Annotated in this window: 18 protein-coding genes and 2 pseudogenes; 13 read left to right on the top strand and 7 right to left on the bottom strand. The window is 44.5% G+C overall.

Features of this window, described 5'->3' with window-relative positions:
- The first annotated feature begins 356 nt into the window (after nt 1-356).
- On the top strand, nt 357-1,895 hold the full coding sequence (locus ACQY1Y_RS05465) for a glycosyltransferase family 39 protein (protein ID WP_002731671.1): 1,539 nt from the start codon (nt 357-359) through the stop codon (nt 1,893-1,895).
- On the opposite strand, the gene ACQY1Y_RS05460 is transcribed toward ACQY1Y_RS05465, so the two are convergent.
- From ACQY1Y_RS05460 to ACQY1Y_RS05440, 5 genes and pseudogenes are all read right to left on the bottom strand, one after another.
- Nucleotides 1,892-2,173, bottom strand: coding sequence for a hypothetical protein (locus ACQY1Y_RS05460; protein ID WP_002733870.1), 282 nt, complete (start codon nt 2,171-2,173; stop codon nt 1,892-1,894). The genes ACQY1Y_RS05465 and ACQY1Y_RS05460 overlap by 4 nt on opposite strands.
- Nucleotides 2,174-2,554: 381 nt before the next feature.
- Nucleotides 2,555-2,743, bottom strand: a pseudogene (locus ACQY1Y_RS05455) (hypothetical protein); the annotation flags it as partial.
- Nucleotides 2,744-2,863: 120 nt separating this feature from the next.
- Nucleotides 2,864-4,381 carry a glycosyltransferase family 39 protein gene (locus ACQY1Y_RS05450; RefSeq protein WP_430014134.1) on the bottom strand — a complete coding sequence of 506 codons (1,518 nt, stop codon included), beginning with the start codon at nt 4,379-4,381 and terminating at the stop codon, nt 2,864-2,866.
- Nucleotides 4,382-4,522: 141 nt separating this feature from the next.
- Entirely contained in the window at nt 4,523-4,804 is a 282-nt protein-coding gene (locus tag ACQY1Y_RS05445) for a hypothetical protein (protein WP_430014133.1), read from the bottom strand.
- A 77-nt stretch (nt 4,805-4,881) separates the two neighbouring features.
- Nucleotides 4,882-7,347, bottom strand: coding sequence for an ATP-dependent Clp protease ATP-binding subunit (locus ACQY1Y_RS05440; RefSeq protein WP_002777520.1), 2,466 nt, complete (start codon nt 7,345-7,347; stop codon nt 4,882-4,884).
- Nucleotides 7,348-7,909: 562 nt separating this feature from the next.
- Between ACQY1Y_RS05440 and ACQY1Y_RS05435 the strand changes: the two genes are divergently transcribed.
- The 12 genes and pseudogenes from ACQY1Y_RS05435 to ACQY1Y_RS05380 all read left to right on the top strand — a co-directional run bounded on the left by ACQY1Y_RS05435 (nt 7,910) and on the right by ACQY1Y_RS05380 (nt 15,011).
- On the top strand, nt 7,910-8,134 hold the full coding sequence (locus ACQY1Y_RS05435; protein WP_008199613.1) for an addiction module protein: 225 nt from the start codon (nt 7,910-7,912) through the stop codon (nt 8,132-8,134).
- Entirely contained in the window at nt 8,131-8,427 is a 297-nt protein-coding gene (locus ACQY1Y_RS05430; protein ID WP_052275568.1) for a type II toxin-antitoxin system RelE/ParE family toxin, read from the top strand. Before ACQY1Y_RS05435 ends, ACQY1Y_RS05430 begins: the two co-directional genes overlap by 4 nt.
- A 235-nt stretch (nt 8,428-8,662) precedes the next feature.
- Nucleotides 8,663-8,929, top strand: coding sequence for a hypothetical protein (locus ACQY1Y_RS05425; protein ID WP_002733164.1), 267 nt, complete (start codon nt 8,663-8,665; stop codon nt 8,927-8,929).
- A gap of 4 nt (nt 8,930-8,933) precedes the next feature.
- A pseudogene (locus ACQY1Y_RS05420) lies at nt 8,934-9,071 on the top strand (clan AA aspartic protease); the annotation flags it as partial.
- Nucleotides 9,072-9,465: 394 nt separating this feature from the next.
- A complete protein-coding gene (gene mazE / locus ACQY1Y_RS05415; RefSeq protein ID WP_004158853.1) occupies nt 9,466-9,690 on the top strand; it encodes a type II toxin-antitoxin system MazE family antitoxin in 225 nt (74 codons plus the stop codon).
- Nucleotides 9,683-10,057 (top strand): type II toxin-antitoxin system PemK/MazF family toxin, encoded by a 375-nt coding sequence (locus tag ACQY1Y_RS05410; RefSeq protein WP_008199596.1) that lies wholly within the window; start codon nt 9,683-9,685, stop codon nt 10,055-10,057. The genes mazE and ACQY1Y_RS05410 overlap by 8 nt, the downstream gene beginning before the upstream one ends.
- Before the next feature lie 301 nt (nt 10,058-10,358).
- Nucleotides 10,359-12,278 (top strand): beta strand repeat-containing protein, encoded by a 1,920-nt coding sequence (locus ACQY1Y_RS05405; RefSeq protein ID WP_430014132.1) that lies wholly within the window; start codon nt 10,359-10,361, stop codon nt 12,276-12,278.
- Between the two features lie 61 nt (nt 12,279-12,339).
- Nucleotides 12,340-12,780: a DUF29 domain-containing protein gene (locus tag ACQY1Y_RS05400; protein ID WP_008199593.1), complete on the top strand. Its 441-nt coding sequence runs from the start codon at nt 12,340-12,342 to the stop codon at nt 12,778-12,780.
- A gap of 324 nt (nt 12,781-13,104) precedes the next feature.
- On the top strand, nt 13,105-13,878 hold the full coding sequence (locus tag ACQY1Y_RS05395) for a hypothetical protein (protein ID WP_149978555.1): 774 nt from the start codon (nt 13,105-13,107) through the stop codon (nt 13,876-13,878).
- 211 nt (nt 13,879-14,089) lie between these two features.
- Entirely contained in the window at nt 14,090-14,365 is a 276-nt protein-coding gene (locus ACQY1Y_RS05390) for a hypothetical protein (RefSeq protein WP_002801699.1), read from the top strand.
- Nucleotides 14,366-14,581: 216 nt separating this feature from the next.
- Entirely contained in the window at nt 14,582-14,791 is a 210-nt protein-coding gene (locus tag ACQY1Y_RS05385; RefSeq protein WP_002734849.1) for a type II toxin-antitoxin system HicB family antitoxin, read from the top strand.
- Complete coding sequence (locus ACQY1Y_RS05380; protein WP_430014131.1) at nt 14,784-15,011, top strand: type II toxin-antitoxin system HicA family toxin; 228 nt, start codon at nt 14,784-14,786, stop codon at nt 15,009-15,011. The genes ACQY1Y_RS05385 and ACQY1Y_RS05380 overlap by 8 nt, the downstream gene beginning before the upstream one ends.
- Before the next feature lie 147 nt (nt 15,012-15,158).
- Here the strand turns inward: ACQY1Y_RS05380 and ACQY1Y_RS05375 are convergent, their stop codons facing one another.
- A complete protein-coding gene (locus tag ACQY1Y_RS05375) occupies nt 15,159-16,106 on the bottom strand; it encodes a PRC-barrel domain-containing protein (protein WP_430014130.1) in 948 nt (315 codons plus the stop codon).
- A 264-nt stretch (nt 16,107-16,370) separates the two neighbouring features.
- Complete coding sequence (locus ACQY1Y_RS05370; protein ID WP_430014129.1) at nt 16,371-17,630, bottom strand: dihydrolipoamide acetyltransferase family protein; 1,260 nt, start codon at nt 17,628-17,630, stop codon at nt 16,371-16,373.
- Nucleotides 17,631-17,831: the final 201 nt, after the last annotated feature.

Raw genomic sequence — 17,831 nt, 5'->3', positions numbered from 1 at the left:
CCGAAGAAACTATCAGTATAGGCTTCGTTTCCACACAGAAACCGGAAGAGCCGTATTTTTTAGAACTCACTCCTCTAAGAGAATTGATGCTTTCCAGAACCTTCTGGTTCAGTCTCAGCATCGTATTCTCCATTTTGTACAGTATCTTATTCTTACAAATCGCTTTCGGTAGCGAGTACAGCATTCAGGATGACGCACGCTGTAGTGTCGTTGAATTCCAGGAAAGAATAGGGCTGACTGGCTAGGATAAAATTAGGGTTTCGGCTTATCCCGAACTTAGGTTAGTATGGAGAAGGATTAAATACATTATCAGGACATCAACTGCCTCAATATGGTTTTACAGGAGTAGATAAAAAATGAACAACTTATCAAAAAGAAACATCATAAAAATTAGTTTAATAACATTTTTATGGCTGGCGGTGATTAACACTGGTCTCATCATGCGTGCAGATACTTTAGTCCGCTTAAGTATAACCCATACTATCTGGACGGGAGAGCCTGAAGTTCAACTAGATACTAACCATAAGCCTCTCACTCGTATGGACAATAAAATTGGAATTATAGGTAGAGATGGTAAACGTTATTATACCTATGAAGTAGGTCAATCTTTATTAATGTTACCGGGGGATTGGCTAGGAACTACGATACATCAACTTATTCCCAGAATTCCCGAAGAGTTGAGCCGAAGATTTGTTGTTAACTGGTTAATTTTTCTCCCCATTAACATAGCAGTGGTGATTTCAGCTTACTATTTGTTGATTAAGCTAGAATTTAGCGAAAAAATAGCTACAATTTCTAGCCTGACTTGGTTGCTCACTACCACGGTTTTAAATTATGCTCAAAATAATCAACAAAATAATCAAGTTTTATTATTTGTTATTTTGGCTTATATTGCTATCTTTAATTATCTAAAAAATAACAAGATTATCAATATTTATTTAAGTGGAGTTGCTTTGGGCTGTGCTTTTTTAGTTAGAACCACCAGTATTATTCATATAGCAACTACTCTATTATTTTTGTTTGGTATTTTACTATATAAAAGAAAAAGTTGGCTGACTATATTACAGTCTCTTGCTATTTCGATATTAGGTGCTATTCCTGTTATGTTAATCAACCAATATTTTAACTTCCAAAGATTTGGAAAATTTTGGACGTTGAGGGTAATAGATATTGATACTATAAATACCGATCCTTTTTTGGAGGGTTTACCAAAACTGCCAGATAATTATCCAATGATTAATCACCCTTCGGTCGGAATATTAGGAGTATTATTTTCTCCAGCTAAAAGCATTTTCATATACGATCCACTGCTTCTACCTTGTTTAATGTTGACAGTTTATGTATGGAAAACATTATCTCCCTATCTTCGTGGCTATATATTGACAGCTTTATTGAATCTTATTCTCTTTACCTTAGCTACTAGCCGTTTTGATTTTTGGCATGGAGACTCTGCATGGGGAGCGCGCTACCAAGTCACTTCTATTCATCTATTATTGATTCCCCTAATCGCTCTCTTAATTCAGTATTTGTTATCCAATTTTCATTGGAGACGTTGGTTAATTATTACGGCCCTTATTATTGCTTTTATTATTCAAATAGCCTCCGTTAGTTTATCTTCTAATACAGAAGTCAGTAATCTAGGTATGATTTTCTTTGCTCCTCCCAAAACCCATCAAGAATTTCGACTAGGTAGTCGTTTTCGTAACATTACTTGTTTACTCACCTCCTCTTGGTGTATAGAGAGCTCAAATTCTCCTAAAGCTACACCATTAATTCAAAGAGTCGATTTATTTCCCTTTTTCTTTACTGATAAACGCAATTTAATTTTAGTTCCTTGGCTAGTTTTAGTAATTTTTACCCTAGTTATGACATGGCAATTCTACAAAACCGCCTAATTTGATAGCTTTTTACCATCCTCCGATGCTGCCGCTTCTAGGCTGGCAATTGCGGTTTCTGCCGTCAAAATGTCAGGAATATCAGTTAAACTGGCAGTTTGATAAACCTGTTCATTTCTAGTAAATAAATTGCTCATATCTTGAGAATAATTAGAAGCGATCGATAATAAAGCTCCAGCAAAAATATAGATAGGTAAAGGCAAAATAAACCCCTTGGCCCACTGATAAAATTCCACCAACAAAAATAACAAAACACAACCCACAACCCAAACTTTCATCGCACTTTTTTCCCCTATTTTTACAATAAAAGGTGAGCAAAAAGCCCACCTTTTATTTAACTAATTCCAGTAAGAATTTATTCAATCACGGGAGCGATTAACTCACGTCTTTCACTGGAAATTACTTTCACCTTATACCAATTCTCCAAAGTCTGACTACAGAAGTTTAATCGGGAGCATCCCACTTTTGCAATAAGCAATTGTACTTAGATGCGAAATACTTATATGGCAAGCCTTTTCGGGAGTTCATAGATTTTCAACGGTTCTCTAAATTGTGTGATTGGAACCAGAATCGTTACTACAAAAGCCTTCTTACCCTTCTGAGCATTTATACTCATTACATAATTGGGATGCTCCCAGTTTAATCCCCCTAAATCCCCCTTAAAAAGGGGAACTTAAAGGGGGATTTAAATTCGATGTGTAGTTTTCATTTAGAGAAATGGTATTACCTTCCTCATCGATATCGACCATGGCCGTATCCCCATCAGAAACCCGTCCGGAGAGAATTTCCTCAGCCAGAACATCTTCCAACAGACGCATAATCGCACGACGTAAGGGACAAGCAAGGTATTAAGTTTCCATCACTAAGTAGTCATGCAAAATAAATTTCCTAGTGAAAACAGGCAAGAGGCAATAGGCAAGAGGCAAAAGCTTTATCGAAATGTGTAATTAATTTTGCTTAGGTACTTACTACCCAATCACTAGGAAAAGTAGAGTGCTGATCAAGGCTGTGATCAAGAGGAGTCCCCAAATTTTCCAGAGCAATCCTTGCGCTTTGTTGGATTTAAGGGGCCAGAAATACACCCTACTGGCGAGAGCGGACTTACTGTACTTTTCCTCAGTTAAGCAACTTTGGGATCGAGAAAGACCAATGAAGCAACTAACACTGTCGATACGTTCAGCTAAACGAAACCTCAAAAAACTTTTTGGTTCTGCAAAGATGACCACACCACTATTTACACTAGGGTCAAAGACAAGAGAAGTAAATTGAACCAAAATGGAAAGAACAACCAAACCGCTAATTAACCATCGTTTGAGCCGATTAACTGATAACATCTCTAAGATTAGCAAAGCTATTAATGGGAGAAGCAGTAGTTGAACAGAGGTAACGTGATAACGAGCAGCCCAAGAACCATCTCCATGCCAGAAATCCATTGTACTGGTTAATATAATATGAAAGACAAGTGCGAAAATTGAGGAAATAAAATATATTCTTATATAAGGTGTTAATTTGTTAAATAAAATAATCCCCAATACTAAACATGGTAAAAGAAAGGGGTCGTAAATAAATATACTTTTAGCTGGTGAGAAGAGAACGCCGAGAATACCAACGTAGGGAGGGTGTATGAAAGGATAATTAGGGGGCAATTCTGGCAACCCTGAAAAGATTGCTCCATTGCGTATTTGCTCAATGCTCAAGGATGCTGCCGTTGTCCAAAAATCCCCAAAGCGTAAGTAATTAAATAATCTACTCACAAAAAAGAAGGGAAATAAGCCGACGTTCCAGAGTATGACTGTTTTAAAGATTTGATTCAGCTTGAAATTTTCATAAATTAGACAGCTAATTAGAAAACCAAAAACCGTGAGAGCATAAATGATAGTTGTCGAGCGAATTATAATAGCCGCTCCGATTGCCAATCCACTCAAAAAAACATAAGGTACTTTGTTAGTTTTAATATAAGCCAAAGCACAAGCATAACCTAAAATCACACAAAGTAGGACTGGATTATTTTGTTGAAAAGTTTGTGCATAGTGGAGAACGGTAGTACCTAGCAACCAAATCAAGCTGGCAGATGCCGCAATTTTCTCCTGAAAATCAAATAGTCTAAGTAACCAATAACAGGAGATAACAACTAATACATTTAGAGGGATAACTACAAGAAAACTAACCGCAAATTCTCTTAATAAATAAGGCTTAATACTAGGAAAAACTTTAGAGAGTTGGGTGCCAATCCAATCTGCGGGCAACATTAATAAGGATTGTCCTATATCATAAGCTTCATATCGTTTTCCATCTACTCCTAAAACACCAACATGGTCTAATCGAGAGGAAGGACGATAATTTGGGGGTAAAGAAACTTCTTCAGTTCCCGTCCACAGGGCATGGGCCATTCTTAGCCTAGCATCGGTATCTGGAGGTAAGTTGGCAGGATTGATTATTGTTATCCAGAGTAGGGCAATAAGAGCTAATTTTATGACTGTTTTCATGACCATCTATTTTTAGAAGCTGTTTGAAAAGTTATAGGGCGTTGCTGATTTTAAGTATCAATTTCCCTCTAGGCAATTTTTAAAACCTAGCACTAAGGTAACTTGTAGATAGGAGGCACAATTTAGTATTCATGTCTTGATTCAGCGATCCCGCTTTTTACTATCCTCTAATGCTGCCGCTTCTAGGCTGGTAATTGCGGTTTCTGCCGTCAAAATGTCAGGAATATCAGTTAAACTAGCAGTTTTATAAACCTGTTCATTTCTAGCAAATAAATTGCTCATATCTTGAGAATAATTAGAAGTGATCGATAATAAAGCTCCAGCAAAAATATAGAGAGGTAAAGGCAAAATAAACCCCTTGGCCCACTGATAAAATTCCACCAACAAAAATAACAAAACACAACCCACAACCCAAACTTTCATCGCACTTTTTTCCCCTATTTTTACGAGAAAAGGTGAGCAAAAAGCCCACCTTTTATTTAACTAATTCCAGTAAGAATTTATTCAATCACGGGAGCGATTAACTCACGTCTTTCACCGGAAATTACTTTCACCTTACCTTCCTCATCGATATCGACCATAGCCGTATCCCCACCAGAAACCCGTCCGGAGAGAATTTCCTCAGCCAGAACATCTTCCAATAGACGCATAATCGCACGACGTAAGGGACGAGCGCCGTAGGCCGGATTATAACCCTCCTCGATCAAGCGTTCTTTAAACTTATCGGTGACAGACAAAGTAATATTTTGTTCTGTCAGACGTTTAAACACATCCTTGAGCAGGATTTCGGCGATTTCCTTGACTTCTTCCTTATTGAGTTGACGGAAGACAATAATCTCATCGAGACGGTTGAGGAATTCCGGACGGAAATATTGTTTTAATTCCTCATTAACCAGCGATCGAATGCGATTATACTGGGCTTCGGCTTGATTATCGGCAAACTCGAAACCTAAACCACCGCCACCCTTCTCGATGACTTTAGAACCGATGTTCGAGGTCATGATCAACAGGGTATTTTTAAAGTCCACCGTGCGACCTTTGGCATCGGTCAAACGTCCATCTTCAAGGATTTGCAGAAGCATATTGAAGACATCGGGGTGAGCTTTTTCGATTTCGTCGAATAGCACCACCGTATAAGGACGACGACGCACCGCTTCCGTTAATTGTCCCCCTTCGTTGTAACCAACATAACCCGGAGGCGAACCGATTAACTTAGAAACCGTGTGCCGTTCCATGTATTCCGACATATCGAGACGGATCATCGCATCTTCGGAACCGAAGAAATAAGCGGCCAGAGCCTTAGTTAACTCGGTTTTACCTACCCCCGTTGGACCAGAGAAGATAAAGGAAGCAATGGGACGGTTGGGATTTTTTAGACCGACGCGAGCGCGACGAATGGCACGAGACACCGCTTTAACCGCGTCCTCTTGACCGATGAGACGCTGATGTAGGGTATCTTCCATGTGCAGCAGTTTCTCGGATTCGGTTTCGGTCAGTTTATTGACGGGAACCCCAGTCCAAGAAGCGACGATGTGAGCGATTTCCTCGGCATCCACAAAGGGTTCATCGTTGCCATCTTCGCCTTTTTTGGTGGAAGCGAGATTCCGGATCTGGGTTTTGATTTCCATTTCCCGATCGCGCAATTCCCCAGCTTTCTCGAAGTCTTGACCGCGCACCGCGTCATCTTTTTGTTTGAGAATTTGCCGCAGTTCCTTGTCTAATTCCTTGGCTGCCGGTGGCAATTGGGAATTAATCAAGCGCACTCTCGAACCAGCTTCATCGATTAAATCGATCGCTTTGTCCGGTAAGAAGCGATCGCTAATGTAGCGATCGGACAATTTCGCCGCCGCTTCCAGGGCCTCATCTAAGATTTTTAGTTTGTGGTGCTGTTCGTAGCGTTCCCGGAGACCGTAGAGAATTTCGATCGTTTCTTCTACGGAGGGTTCACCGACCATAACCGGTTGAAAACGTCTTTCTAGAGCCGCATCCCGTTCGATATGTTTGCGGTACTCATCCAAGGTCGTCGCCCCGATACATTGCAGTTCTCCTCGGGCCAAAGCCGGTTTGAGAATATTGGCCGCATCGATCGCCCCTTCGGCTGCCCCGGCACCGATGAGAGTGTGAACTTCATCGATCACAAGGACGACGTTACCCGCTTGGCGAATTTCGTCCATGATTTTTTTGAGGCGTTCCTCAAATTCGCCGCGATACTTGGTTCCCGCCACTAACAAGCCGATATCGAGGGTGACAACCCGTTTTTCTTCGAGAATGTCGGGAATATCCTTGTTAGCGATGCGTTGGGCTAATCCTTCTGCGATCGCTGTTTTACCTACCCCCGGTTCCCCGATTAGGACTGGGTTATTTTTGGTACGACGACCGAGAATTTGGATAACGCGCTCGATTTCCTTTTGCCGGCCGACCACGGGATCGAGTTTACCCTCGCTGGCCATTTGGGTGAGATTGGAACCGAATTCGTCAAGAGTGGGGGTTTTAGTGCGACCTTGGGAAGATGAACCAGCGGCCACTTCGGCGGTTTCCCCTAACATTCTGATCACCTGGGTGCGAACTTTCGAGAGATCCACGCCGAGATTTTCCAGAACCCTAGCGGCCACACCTTCCCCTTCGCGAATTAGTCCTAAAAGGAGATGTTCTGTGCCAATATAGTTATGGCCCAGTTGACGGGCTTCTTCGAGGGAGAGTTCTAAAACTCTTTTGGCTCTGGGGGTGAAGGGAATTTCCACGGCTACGAATCCGGAACCGCGACCGATGATTTTCTCCACCTCCACGCGCGCATCTTTGAGATTGACACCCATGGACTTGAGGACTTTGGCGGCAACTCCCGTTCCCTCTCCAATTAGTCCTAGTAAAATCTGCTCTGTTCCCACGAAGTTATGGCCAAGGCGGCGGGCTTCTTCTTGGGCGAGCATGATTACTTTAATGGCTTTTTCCGTAAATCTTTCAAACATAGCCTATCCATCACCTACACAAGCGACCCTAGATATGCTGATTTTAGCACGGCTTTTTAGTTTAGCTGTCTCTCAGTGATCAGTTATTGGGGAACGGCTATTAGTTATAGTGGTTATGGGGCTGAAGATTTTTTCTGGGGTCAATGGCTCTTAGCTGACTTGCGGAGATGCCCGGAATCTCCCAGATTATGGTTTTAGCCCCCCGGAAACCTGCTGATAAGTTGTTCACCCTTGCATAATCCCGTAGGGTCGTGGTCATCCCCATCTCTCGATCGCTTGACTATTGATCGCCCATTTTCAGGTCAAAACTCGAAGTATAAGCAGATTAAATATTACTACCTATTGACAAATGACTATATATGTTGTAGAGCGGGGTGACATACAGAAAGTTGACCCATATCGTTACTCTGGAGACTGTTATGCAGAAAGTTGACCTATAATATATAGTCAGGTCGCTTAGTATTTGAGTCATCACTATGTATGCCTAAACTAACGCTTCAAGTCCGAACCCATGACAACTTGTTAGAACTACTCGCTCAATCTGAATCGGGAGCTTGTCTGTATGGATATCGCAGCTACACTAAATGAAATTACAACTTTAAGTGTTGAGGATAGAATCCTTCTGGTTCAAGCGATTTGGGACAGTATTGCAGTGGAACAGGTGTATCCTGATTTAACCGAGGCGCAAAAACACGAACTCGATCAGCGGATTGAGGGTCATAATAATGATCCCGATAACGTCCTCACCTGGGAAGAGATGAAAGCATCAGTCAGAAAGCAAGCATGAAGTATGTACTGGTATTTCGTCCAGAAGTCCGTGACGACCTCAGCGATGCCTATGATTGGTATGAGAGTCAACAAGCTGGTTTGGGTGATGAATTTATTGATTGTGTAGATGACTTACTCAATCAGATCGGCATGATGCCAGAGTCTTATGCAATCGTTTATCTGGACATTCGACGAGCAGTCATCAGACGATTCCCATATGCTGTCTACTATCGAGTGATTTCAAGTCGGGTCGTTGTGACCGCAATTTTTCATGGTCGGCGTGATCCAAAGTCATGGCGATCGCGAACCTAACAACCCCAATGCACCGGACCATTGAGGTTATTGGTTAGCAATCTTGTAGGGTGCGTTCCCTAAGGCAACTTCTACCGCTTCAGCGATCGATTTTGGGGAACGCACCATGCACATTGATTGAAGTTGTGAGTCTAAGTGCGATGCAGCCTTTGTGGTCCCAGTTGGGGAATGTTAGCGAAGATTGCCAATGTTTAGGTTAAAATAGAGGGGCAAAAGTTGCAACGGGGTCAGGACAATGACAGTTAATCAACTCCGCTACAGCAAAGAAGAATTCGCCCGACGTGGTAATGAGATTTATCAATCTCAGGTGCGCCCCCAAGTCGAGGAAGGCAATCATGGGAAGATTGTAGCCATAGATATTGAAACAGGTGCTTTTGAGCTTGCCAATGACACAATAACTGCTTCTAATCGATTGCTTGAACGAAACCCTGATGCTCAAATCTGGCGTGTCCGAATTGGACATAAAGGCGTTCACCGCTTTGGCGTAGGTCGTCTGCTTTAACTTTATGATGAACGGAATTGTTGATCAAAACTGCGAGGCGAGGCTTAGGTTAGTCGTAAGCAATGAGAGTAAACAGAGGCAAGTAATTGATGCTGTTATTGATACAGGGTTCACAGGCTTTTTGACCTTACCTCTGACAGTGCGATCGCAATCTTGTAGGGTGCGTTCCCTAATGCAACTTCTACCGCTCCACTGATCGATTTTGGGGAACGCACCATGCTCATGGATTGAAACTGTGAGTCTAAGCCTCGTGGGTTGGGTTGAGCGAAACAATACTGGGGCGAAAATAGCTCAATTCGCTTGAAAAAGCGCAACCCAACCACCCCAAAGGTTACTCTTTATTGGGTTTCCTTGAGTCAACCCAACCTAAAATAATTGCTAAACTACTGCTATCATCCAAAGTTAGTGACGGCGGGTGAGTTCAAGCGTTAGACATTCAATCTACTTAAAGATCAGAGGCAGGCATTGACAATTAATGTAGGATTAGTTAGTATGATGAGCTAATCCTACTGGGCTGTCGTGGGCAGTTTAGGGCAATGAGTAAGAAAGTTAGCATAACCTTAGACGACGAAGTTTTGGACTTTGTAGATCGACTAGCAAGCAATCGTAGCCGCTTTATCAATGATGTTCTCTGGCAAGAGAAGAAAAGGGTTTTTATGAAAGAGCTAGAAGATGCTTATAAAGATCAGGCCAATGATCCAGAGATGCAAGCAGAAATTTCTGTCTGGGATATTGCAGTGGGCGATGGTCTAAATGCCTAATGGAAGACTAACCTATAAGCGAGGAGAGATATGGTGGGTCGATCTGAAACCCGTTGTTGGTTATGAAACCGATAAAGAACGCCCTTGCCTGATTTTACAAAACGATATTGGCAATCAAAATGGAACAACGACAATAGTTGCTCCATTGTTGCCTGGGAAAAGGACTTATCCTTTTGTTGTCAATATTACCCCGACAGTGCAGAATGGACTAGACGGAGATCGACACATCAACTTAAGTCAAATGAGGGCTGTAGATTCTCAAAGAATTAAGAATAAACAGGGTGTTTTAGAAGACGTTTATTGGCAAGAAATAGAGAAAGCAGTCTGTATTCAACTCGGTTTCAGTTTAGGTTTTAAGCCTTCATAGTGCGATGCCAAAGGCACTGCGTAGCAGAGCGCATCGCCTCGTGGGTTGAGTTGGGCGAAACAATACTGGGGCGAAAATAGCTCAATTCGCTTGAAAAAGCGCAACCCAACCCCCCCAAAGGTTACTCTTGGTTGGGTTTCCTTGGGTCAACCCAACTACAATAATTGCTGCTCTATTGATCTGATCACCCATTTTCAGGTCAAAACTCGAAGTATAAGTAGATTCAATATTACTACCTATTGACAAATTCTTGTATGTGTTTTACCATGACGTTTCTATTAGCAAAAAAGAACTTAAGATCATGGCTTACGATCTTAGCACAAGATTTACGTTCACGGCAGGTGCGGATTTGGCTTCCTCTCCAGAAGGTTGGCTTGTTCCGACTGATGTGACTGTCGATGCTTTGGCCGGCGGCGACCGCATTACTGGAACTACGCCTACAGGATCTGGTATCAGCGGCATCGGCCTCAACAGCAGGAGCACCCTCAACACCAGCAGCGGCAACGACCGAATCGAGGGTCGTAGTTTTGGTAGCGGCTACGGCATCAACAACTCTGGCACCATCAACACCGGTGGCACCGGCGCCGATGATGACAGCATCACGGGAGAGGGCTGGTGCGGCATCTACAACACCGGCACTATCCTCACCGGCAGCGGTAGGGATATCATTGGGGGAATTGCCACAGGGAGTGCATCTGGCATCTACCACTCTGGCAGAATCGACACCGGTGACGGTGACGACCACATTGCAGGAGTTAAAGATACATCTGTACGTAGTGGCGGCGACGGCATCCAAATCAACCGCGGCACTATCAACACTGGCACCGGCAACGACGCCATCAGAGGGTGGGGGCATTACTACGGCATCAGTAATGACGGTACTATCGACACTGGCACTGGCAACGACACCATTACAGGAGACGGTTATGGTGTCACGGCCGGCATCAACAACACTGGTGGCACCATCAATACTGGTGCTGGCAACGACAGTATCACAGGTGGCACTGAAAGTACGGGAACTGGTGCCATCCATGGCATCATCAACACCGGCACTATTGACACCGGTGCCGACAACGACACCATTATGGGAGCTGCTGGGGGATCTGACAGTTCCGGCATCTACAACAACAGCTTCAGGAACATCATCACTGGTAGCGGCGACGACCGTATCAGTGGATCTGGTCTCGCCTATGGCATCAGTAACCTGGGTACCATCAACACCGGCATCAGCAGTGGCACCATCGCCGATAACGACACCATCACAGGAACTGCAACGGCATCTGGCCCTGGTAGCTCTGGTATCACTAATAGCGGTGCCATCGAAACTGGCATCGGCTCCGACGAAATCGTGGGGACTGGTGGTATCCATGGCATCCTTACTTCCGGCAGCATCAATACTGGCATCGGCAACGACCGCATCACGGGAAATGGTCTCACCTATGGCATCTACAACAGTAGAACCATCAATACTGGTATCAGTGCTGGCAGCGGTGCCGATAACGACAGCATTACAGGAACTGCAACGGGAACTGGTATCACCTATGGCATCTACAACAGTGTTGGTTACACCATCAACACCGGCATCCGCAATGACACCATCACGGGATCTGCAACGGGAGCTGGTATGAACTATGGCATCTACAACAGTGGAACCATTGACACCAGCAGCGGCGACGACCGCATCACGGGAACTGGTAAAGCCTATGGCATCTACACCACCAGCGGTAACATCAATGCCGGCATCAGCATTGACACCAGCCCCGATAAAGACACCATCATAGGATCCGCAACGGGACCTGGCGGCACCGGCATCTACATTAGCACCGGTGTCACCATCAACACGGGCATCAGCGAGGACAACATCATCGGATCTGGCATGGGTTCTGGCAGCATCGGTATCTACAACGATGGCACCATTGATACAGGCAGTGACCGGGACTTAGTTGATGCCTTAATCGGTGGTTTCGCCGGAAGCGGTATAACGAATCTAGGTGCAGGCGATGACACCCTGAAAGGCTTCGGCAGAGGAACTTTTCAGGGAGGCAGCGGTCAAGATACGCTGGTTTTCAATCCTGGCACCTACACAATCACTGCCGGGGTGGGTGCGGGTAACTATGTAATCAACGGCATCATGAACGTTTCAGGCTTCGAGTTGTTCGGCCCAGGGGCTGATATCACCAGCTTTTCTGCTGCTGTAGCTGCAGGGTCGGTGAGGTTCTGATCATGGTACTCGTGACAACAGGAGAGATGACCCGAAAAGCTTGAAAAACAGGGAACCGGTTATGCCAACCACCTACGATTGCGATTTAATTCTCTGGGCCCGGGATACGGCTCAACTTTTGCGGGAACAACGCTGGGATGCCATTGACTGGGAGCATTTAATCGAGGAAATCGAGGATTTGGGGAAAAGTGAACGCAGTGCGATTGGTTCTCAAATGGAGCGAATTTTGCTTCATCTGCTCAAGTGGCAATATCAACCCCAACGGCACTCCGATAGTTGGCTGGATTCCATCAATGATGGGCGATCGCAAATTCGTCGCAAATTAGAGGATAGTCCCAGTTTACGCGGTTATCCCGCGCAAATTTTGGATAAGGAATACACCAGAGCGCGTCGAGAAGCCGCCAGACAAACAGGTTTAGTCCTCAGCATTTTTCCCGAGTTTTGTCCCTATACTATCGCGCAGGTGATCGAAGATTGGTTGCCCGGTGATAGCCCGGATTGAAGGTTAAATAATCCTAAATCTGGTTATTAAAGACTGATTATTTATTCTCCCTTTTGCATGAGTGCCTTTTGTCTGTCTTGATATGTAGCCTATACTCAACGGATTTAGTATAAGTTGTTCCCCATCTCTCGATCGCTTGACTATCGATCGCCCATTTTCAGACCAAAACTCGAAGTATAAGCAGATTAAATATTACTACCTATTGACAAATGAGTATATATGTTGTAAGACGGGGTGATATACAGGAAGTTGACCCCTATCGTTGCTCTGGAGACTGTTATGCAGAAAGTTTCTGTATAATATGTAGTTATACCGATTAGAGCCATGACCAGAGAAAGCCAAAAACTTTACGAGCTAAACGTAGTCAAGCTATTTCGTGATGCAGGAGGATTGAGCCACTACGCAGAACTGCACGTGCCAGATCACCTGGAAAGACCCGATATCATAGCAAGAATTGATTCTATTACGATTGGAATCGAAATCAGGAATCTATTCAATGACGAGAAAGAGGGGTCTGGCAGTCGCGAACGTAAGCGTCGTGGCATATATGAATCTGTAGTTAAAACTTGTTCCCACATTCATTCAAGGCGTAGCGACAAATGGATTGATGTCCAGGTATCCTTTAGCAGTTATCGTGATGCTGACCTGATCGCAAGGCGAGAAAGAAAAATAGCTGAGATGCTAGTGAAATTGGTTGAGAAGTATGATCCTAAAATTGGAGATTATTTCACCTTGCGTGCTGAAAAGTTGTGGGGGCCGGATTGGCCTGAAGAAATCGACTATGTTCGCGTAATGCGACTTGAAGGGGATCACCCCCCTCATTGGAGTTACACATATAGCTTTTGGGTCGGTGAAACAACAGACGAACTAATACAGAATGCGCTTGACGACAAAGAACGGAATATTCTGAAATGGCGTGATGGATTTGATGAGGCATTGCTTTTACTTGTCTTAGATGGCAGCGTCGGCGCAAGTATGCTTCGCCCGCATGAGCAGTTGATGAATAATGAGTATCTAAGCTCTTTTGATCGAGCCTGCGTCATGGAGTTCGATGGGAAGAGTTACAGAGAACTGCGTCTGCGAAGAGCTAAGGTATAACGCACTGCGATCGCAATCGCCGTAGGGTGCGTTCCCTAAGGCAACTTCTACCGCTCCAGCGATCGATTTTGGGGAACGCACCATGCACATTGATTGAAACTGTGAGTCTAAATGCGATGCCGCTCTTGTGGTCCCAGTTGGGGAATGTTAGCGAAGATTGCCAATGTTTAGGTTAAAATAGAGGGGCAAAAGTTGCAACGGGGTCAGGACAATGACAGTTAATCAACTCCGCTACAGCAAAGAAGAATTCGCCCGACGTGGTAAAGAGATTTATCAATCTCAGGTGCGCCCCCAAGTCGAGGAAGGCAATCATGGGAAGATTGTAGCCATAGATATTGAAACAGGGGCTTTTGAAGTAGCAAAAGACAGCCTCACAGCTTCCGATCAACTTTTAGCCCGATTGACCTATGCTCAAATTTGGTTCGTAAGAATCGGACATCGAGCAGTTCATCGAGTCGGTTTGATTGGGGCAAATTTATTTCAATGATTAATCAACTCTACGCTTGTTTTTGCACAATCTTCTCACTCAATTCTAGGAAGGTGGGACAATATTGGATTAATTACTAATAACTTAATATCTTATAGAGTTTTTCAAAAAGCTTGAGTTGGGTCAATGATCAGGAAACATAACTATTTTCTAACCAAACGATTAGGAAACATTTATGTTATGATTTTCAGAGTAAGCCGGAGATGATAAGACACCATGAAAAATCGCATCTTTACTGTTATTTTGTACAAAGAAGATAATATGTACATTGCTGAATGTCCAGAAGTTGGCACAGTAGATCAAGGAGAAACAATTGAGCAGGCGATTGCTGGATTGAAAGAAGCCACACGGCTTTACCTAGAGGAATTTACCTTACCAGAAACATCCCCTAGATTTGTGACCAGTATTGAGGTTAGTTATGCCTAAGCTGCCACGAATCTCTAGTGGGGAGGCAATTAGATCTCTTGAACGCTTAGGCTTCGAGCAAGTTCGTCAAACAGGTAGCCATGTTGTGATGAAGAAAGAAACCGAAGAGGGCAAAATCGGTTGTGTTGTCCCTGTACATCGGGAATTGAAGGTTGGTACATTAAGTGGAATTCTGAAACAAGCCCAAGTCACAGTTGAAGAGTTCATTGAACATCTATAAGGTCTGACAAATCAATGCACTCGAAGTGATACCAAAAATATTTAGTCCCCCCAGAGAACCCCCTTAGTCCACATAGCACACTTTTCTTTTTTTGTCAAATTTTATGTTAAGAAAGATGTAACTAATGGATAGGGGGACTGTCAAAGATTAACCGTCTTCGTATTCGGGGATTCTTTCCTTTTTCTTCTCGGTGATATTGATCCGGGGGGGATTGTAATCCGGTTCCACGTCATCATCCCACATATCATCCTCGGCCTTATCTTGGTAATCGTCGTACTGAGGACGAGAAAAGCTTTCTGCGCGTTCTGAGCGAGCTTCTCCCCAGTTATCTTCTTCTTCCTCGTATTCTTCCTCATAATAACGAGCCTCGGCCCGTTTTTGCGGTGGGGGAGTGGCACGCAGGGGTTCTTTTTCCCATTCATCCTCACTCCAGCGTTCCTCAACGGGTTTAGCGGCCTCCACGGGGGTGCGGAGGGGAATACCCGTACCTAACTGATTTTCTGGACGAGCAGCGGGGGTATAATAAGCTTCTTCCTCTTCTCTTTCCCAGGGGGGACGACCAATACCCAAACGTTCCAAAACCCCCACACTAACCTGTGTGAGACGTTCTTCGGCCCCTTCAAAGACGATTAAGCGATTCGGACCGCTGCTAACCACTTCTTCGATAGAAATTTCGTAGGTACTGATCAATTGTTCGGGGATCAGAGGCAATCCCAGGGAAGCAATGATAATGGAATGTAATTGACCACTGAGGGGATCAAATTGATAATCGCGGACTTTGCCTAAAGGTTCGCCGGTTTCCGTGATCACTTCACTACCGATTAAGGGAGTATAAGCATCGATATCGACGGATTCCAAGACGTTATCATCTTCCACGAGAACCACGTCTCCTGTCTGACTGATGCTCGATAAATACATATATTGAGGCATTCCCGACAAGGAGAGGATATTGTCGCGGAGTCCCAGGGCAAATACTTCTCGTTGATCGATATCTACTAGGATATCTTTAACAACGCCGAGTTTTTTGCCTGTATTGCGAGTGATAACCTGTGTATTTAAAAATTCTGAACGTAAGCGACTATTCTCTGTGATCATTTTTTCCTATGGGTAGGCGTTAGGGCGTGGGAATACGAATTATTGTAGGCTTAATATATAGGGCGAAATTGAGTGTTAATTTACCGATATTAGCTTAGATCTTAAAGTTCCCTGAGATTAACACTTTTTTTGGCCTTGTTTGGGCGATAGTTTCGGGTGATAGATAGGGTTAAACCCATTTTAGCTAATTCTTTACATTTTTTTAGTAACAACAAAACAGGAGCTAGAGAGAAACTCCCTTGGCTCCTGCTGTCTAGATTTTGATTACATAGTTAAAGACTGCACCTCAGTTTCGATCAGTTTAGCCAAGTCTTGCAGGAAGGAGGCCGCATCGGCCCCGTAGATGACTCGGTGGTCACTGGTGAGATTAACCGTCATCTGTTTTTGCACTCCGAATAAACCATCTTTATTGACGACGATTTGGGGACGGGAAGCACCCACGGCCAGGATTGCGCCTTGGTTGGGGGGTAAGATAGCGGTAAAGCGATCGACTCCGAACATTCCCAGATTAGAAATGGTAAAAGTACCGCTATTGTATTCTTCCGGTTGCAGTTGTTTACTGCGGGCGCGATCGACTAAATCTTTCCAACTGCGGGAGAGGGAATAGATATCCATCTGGTTCGCAGAGCGCAAAACCGGCGTAATTAAGCCACCATCGGGCATAGCCACGGCTACAGCCACGTTAATCGCCCCGTGGTATTGAATTCCTGCGTCGCTATAGCAGGCATTAACGATCGGATGTTTAGCGAGGGTATTAGCTACCGCTTTTGCTAACAAGGCCGTCATGGTGACACCCTTGGATTTTAGCTGTTGATAGAGTTGATCCAGTGGGTCGGTGGTGATAGTGTAGCCCACTTGGAAGGTGGGAACCTGTAGGCTAACCGACATATTCTGGGCGACGGCTTTTTGTAGAGTGGTGAGGGGAACAGTCCGGCCGACTGGGGCGCTGGTTGGAATCGGGGCTTTAGGAGCCGCTACAGGGACGCTGACGGGTTGCGGGGGAGTAATGACAGGAGCGGGGGCGGTGCTGACTTTTCCTGTCGATTTTTCTACGTCTTCGGCGGTAATTCGTCCGTGGGGACCGCTACCCACTAGGGTTTTCAGATCCACCTTTAATTCTTTAGCCAGTTTTTTGGCCCTGGGAGAGGCGACTAAACGGCCATTATCTTTAACGACGGCGACGGGGATCGAAACGGGAGGCGGAGCGATTTCTGGGGTCTCTACGGGCTTGCTAGGGGCGACTGCGGCGGTTTTTCCCTGAGCTTTGGCCAGTTCAATTTCCGCTTCAGTTTCGGCAATATAGGCGATCGCTTCCCCCACGGGTGCTTCCTGGCCAGCTTCGACTAAAATTACAGCGAGATAGCCATCATAAAACGATTCCACGTCCATGTCGGCTTTGTCGGATTCGACCACTAACACCGTTTCCCCTTTGGTGACTTTTTCCCCGGGGGACTTCACCCAAGAAACTATTTTTCCTTCGGTCATGGTGGAACTGAGCGCGGGCATGAAGATATCTCGAATCATGGTGGAGTGCTTCTATCTCTAATGTTTTGAGCCATAGCGCATTTTACCACAGTTGATGGGGGTGGGGGGCTTTTCAGTGAGCAGTAATCAGTAATCAGTAATCAGTGAACTGCAAACTCACATCTGATAACTGCAAACTCACATCTGGTAACTGGTAACTGATAACTGATAACTGATAACTGGTGACAGAGGGAAAAAGAG

The sequence above is a fragment of the Microcystis ichthyoblabe FBCC-A1114 genome, assembly GCF_050500245.1.
Classification (GTDB): Bacteria; Cyanobacteriota; Cyanobacteriia; order Cyanobacteriales; family Microcystaceae; genus Microcystis; species Microcystis ichthyoblabe_A.
Note: the sequence above shows the minus strand (reverse complement) of the source record. Positions and strands in the feature narration are given on the sequence as shown.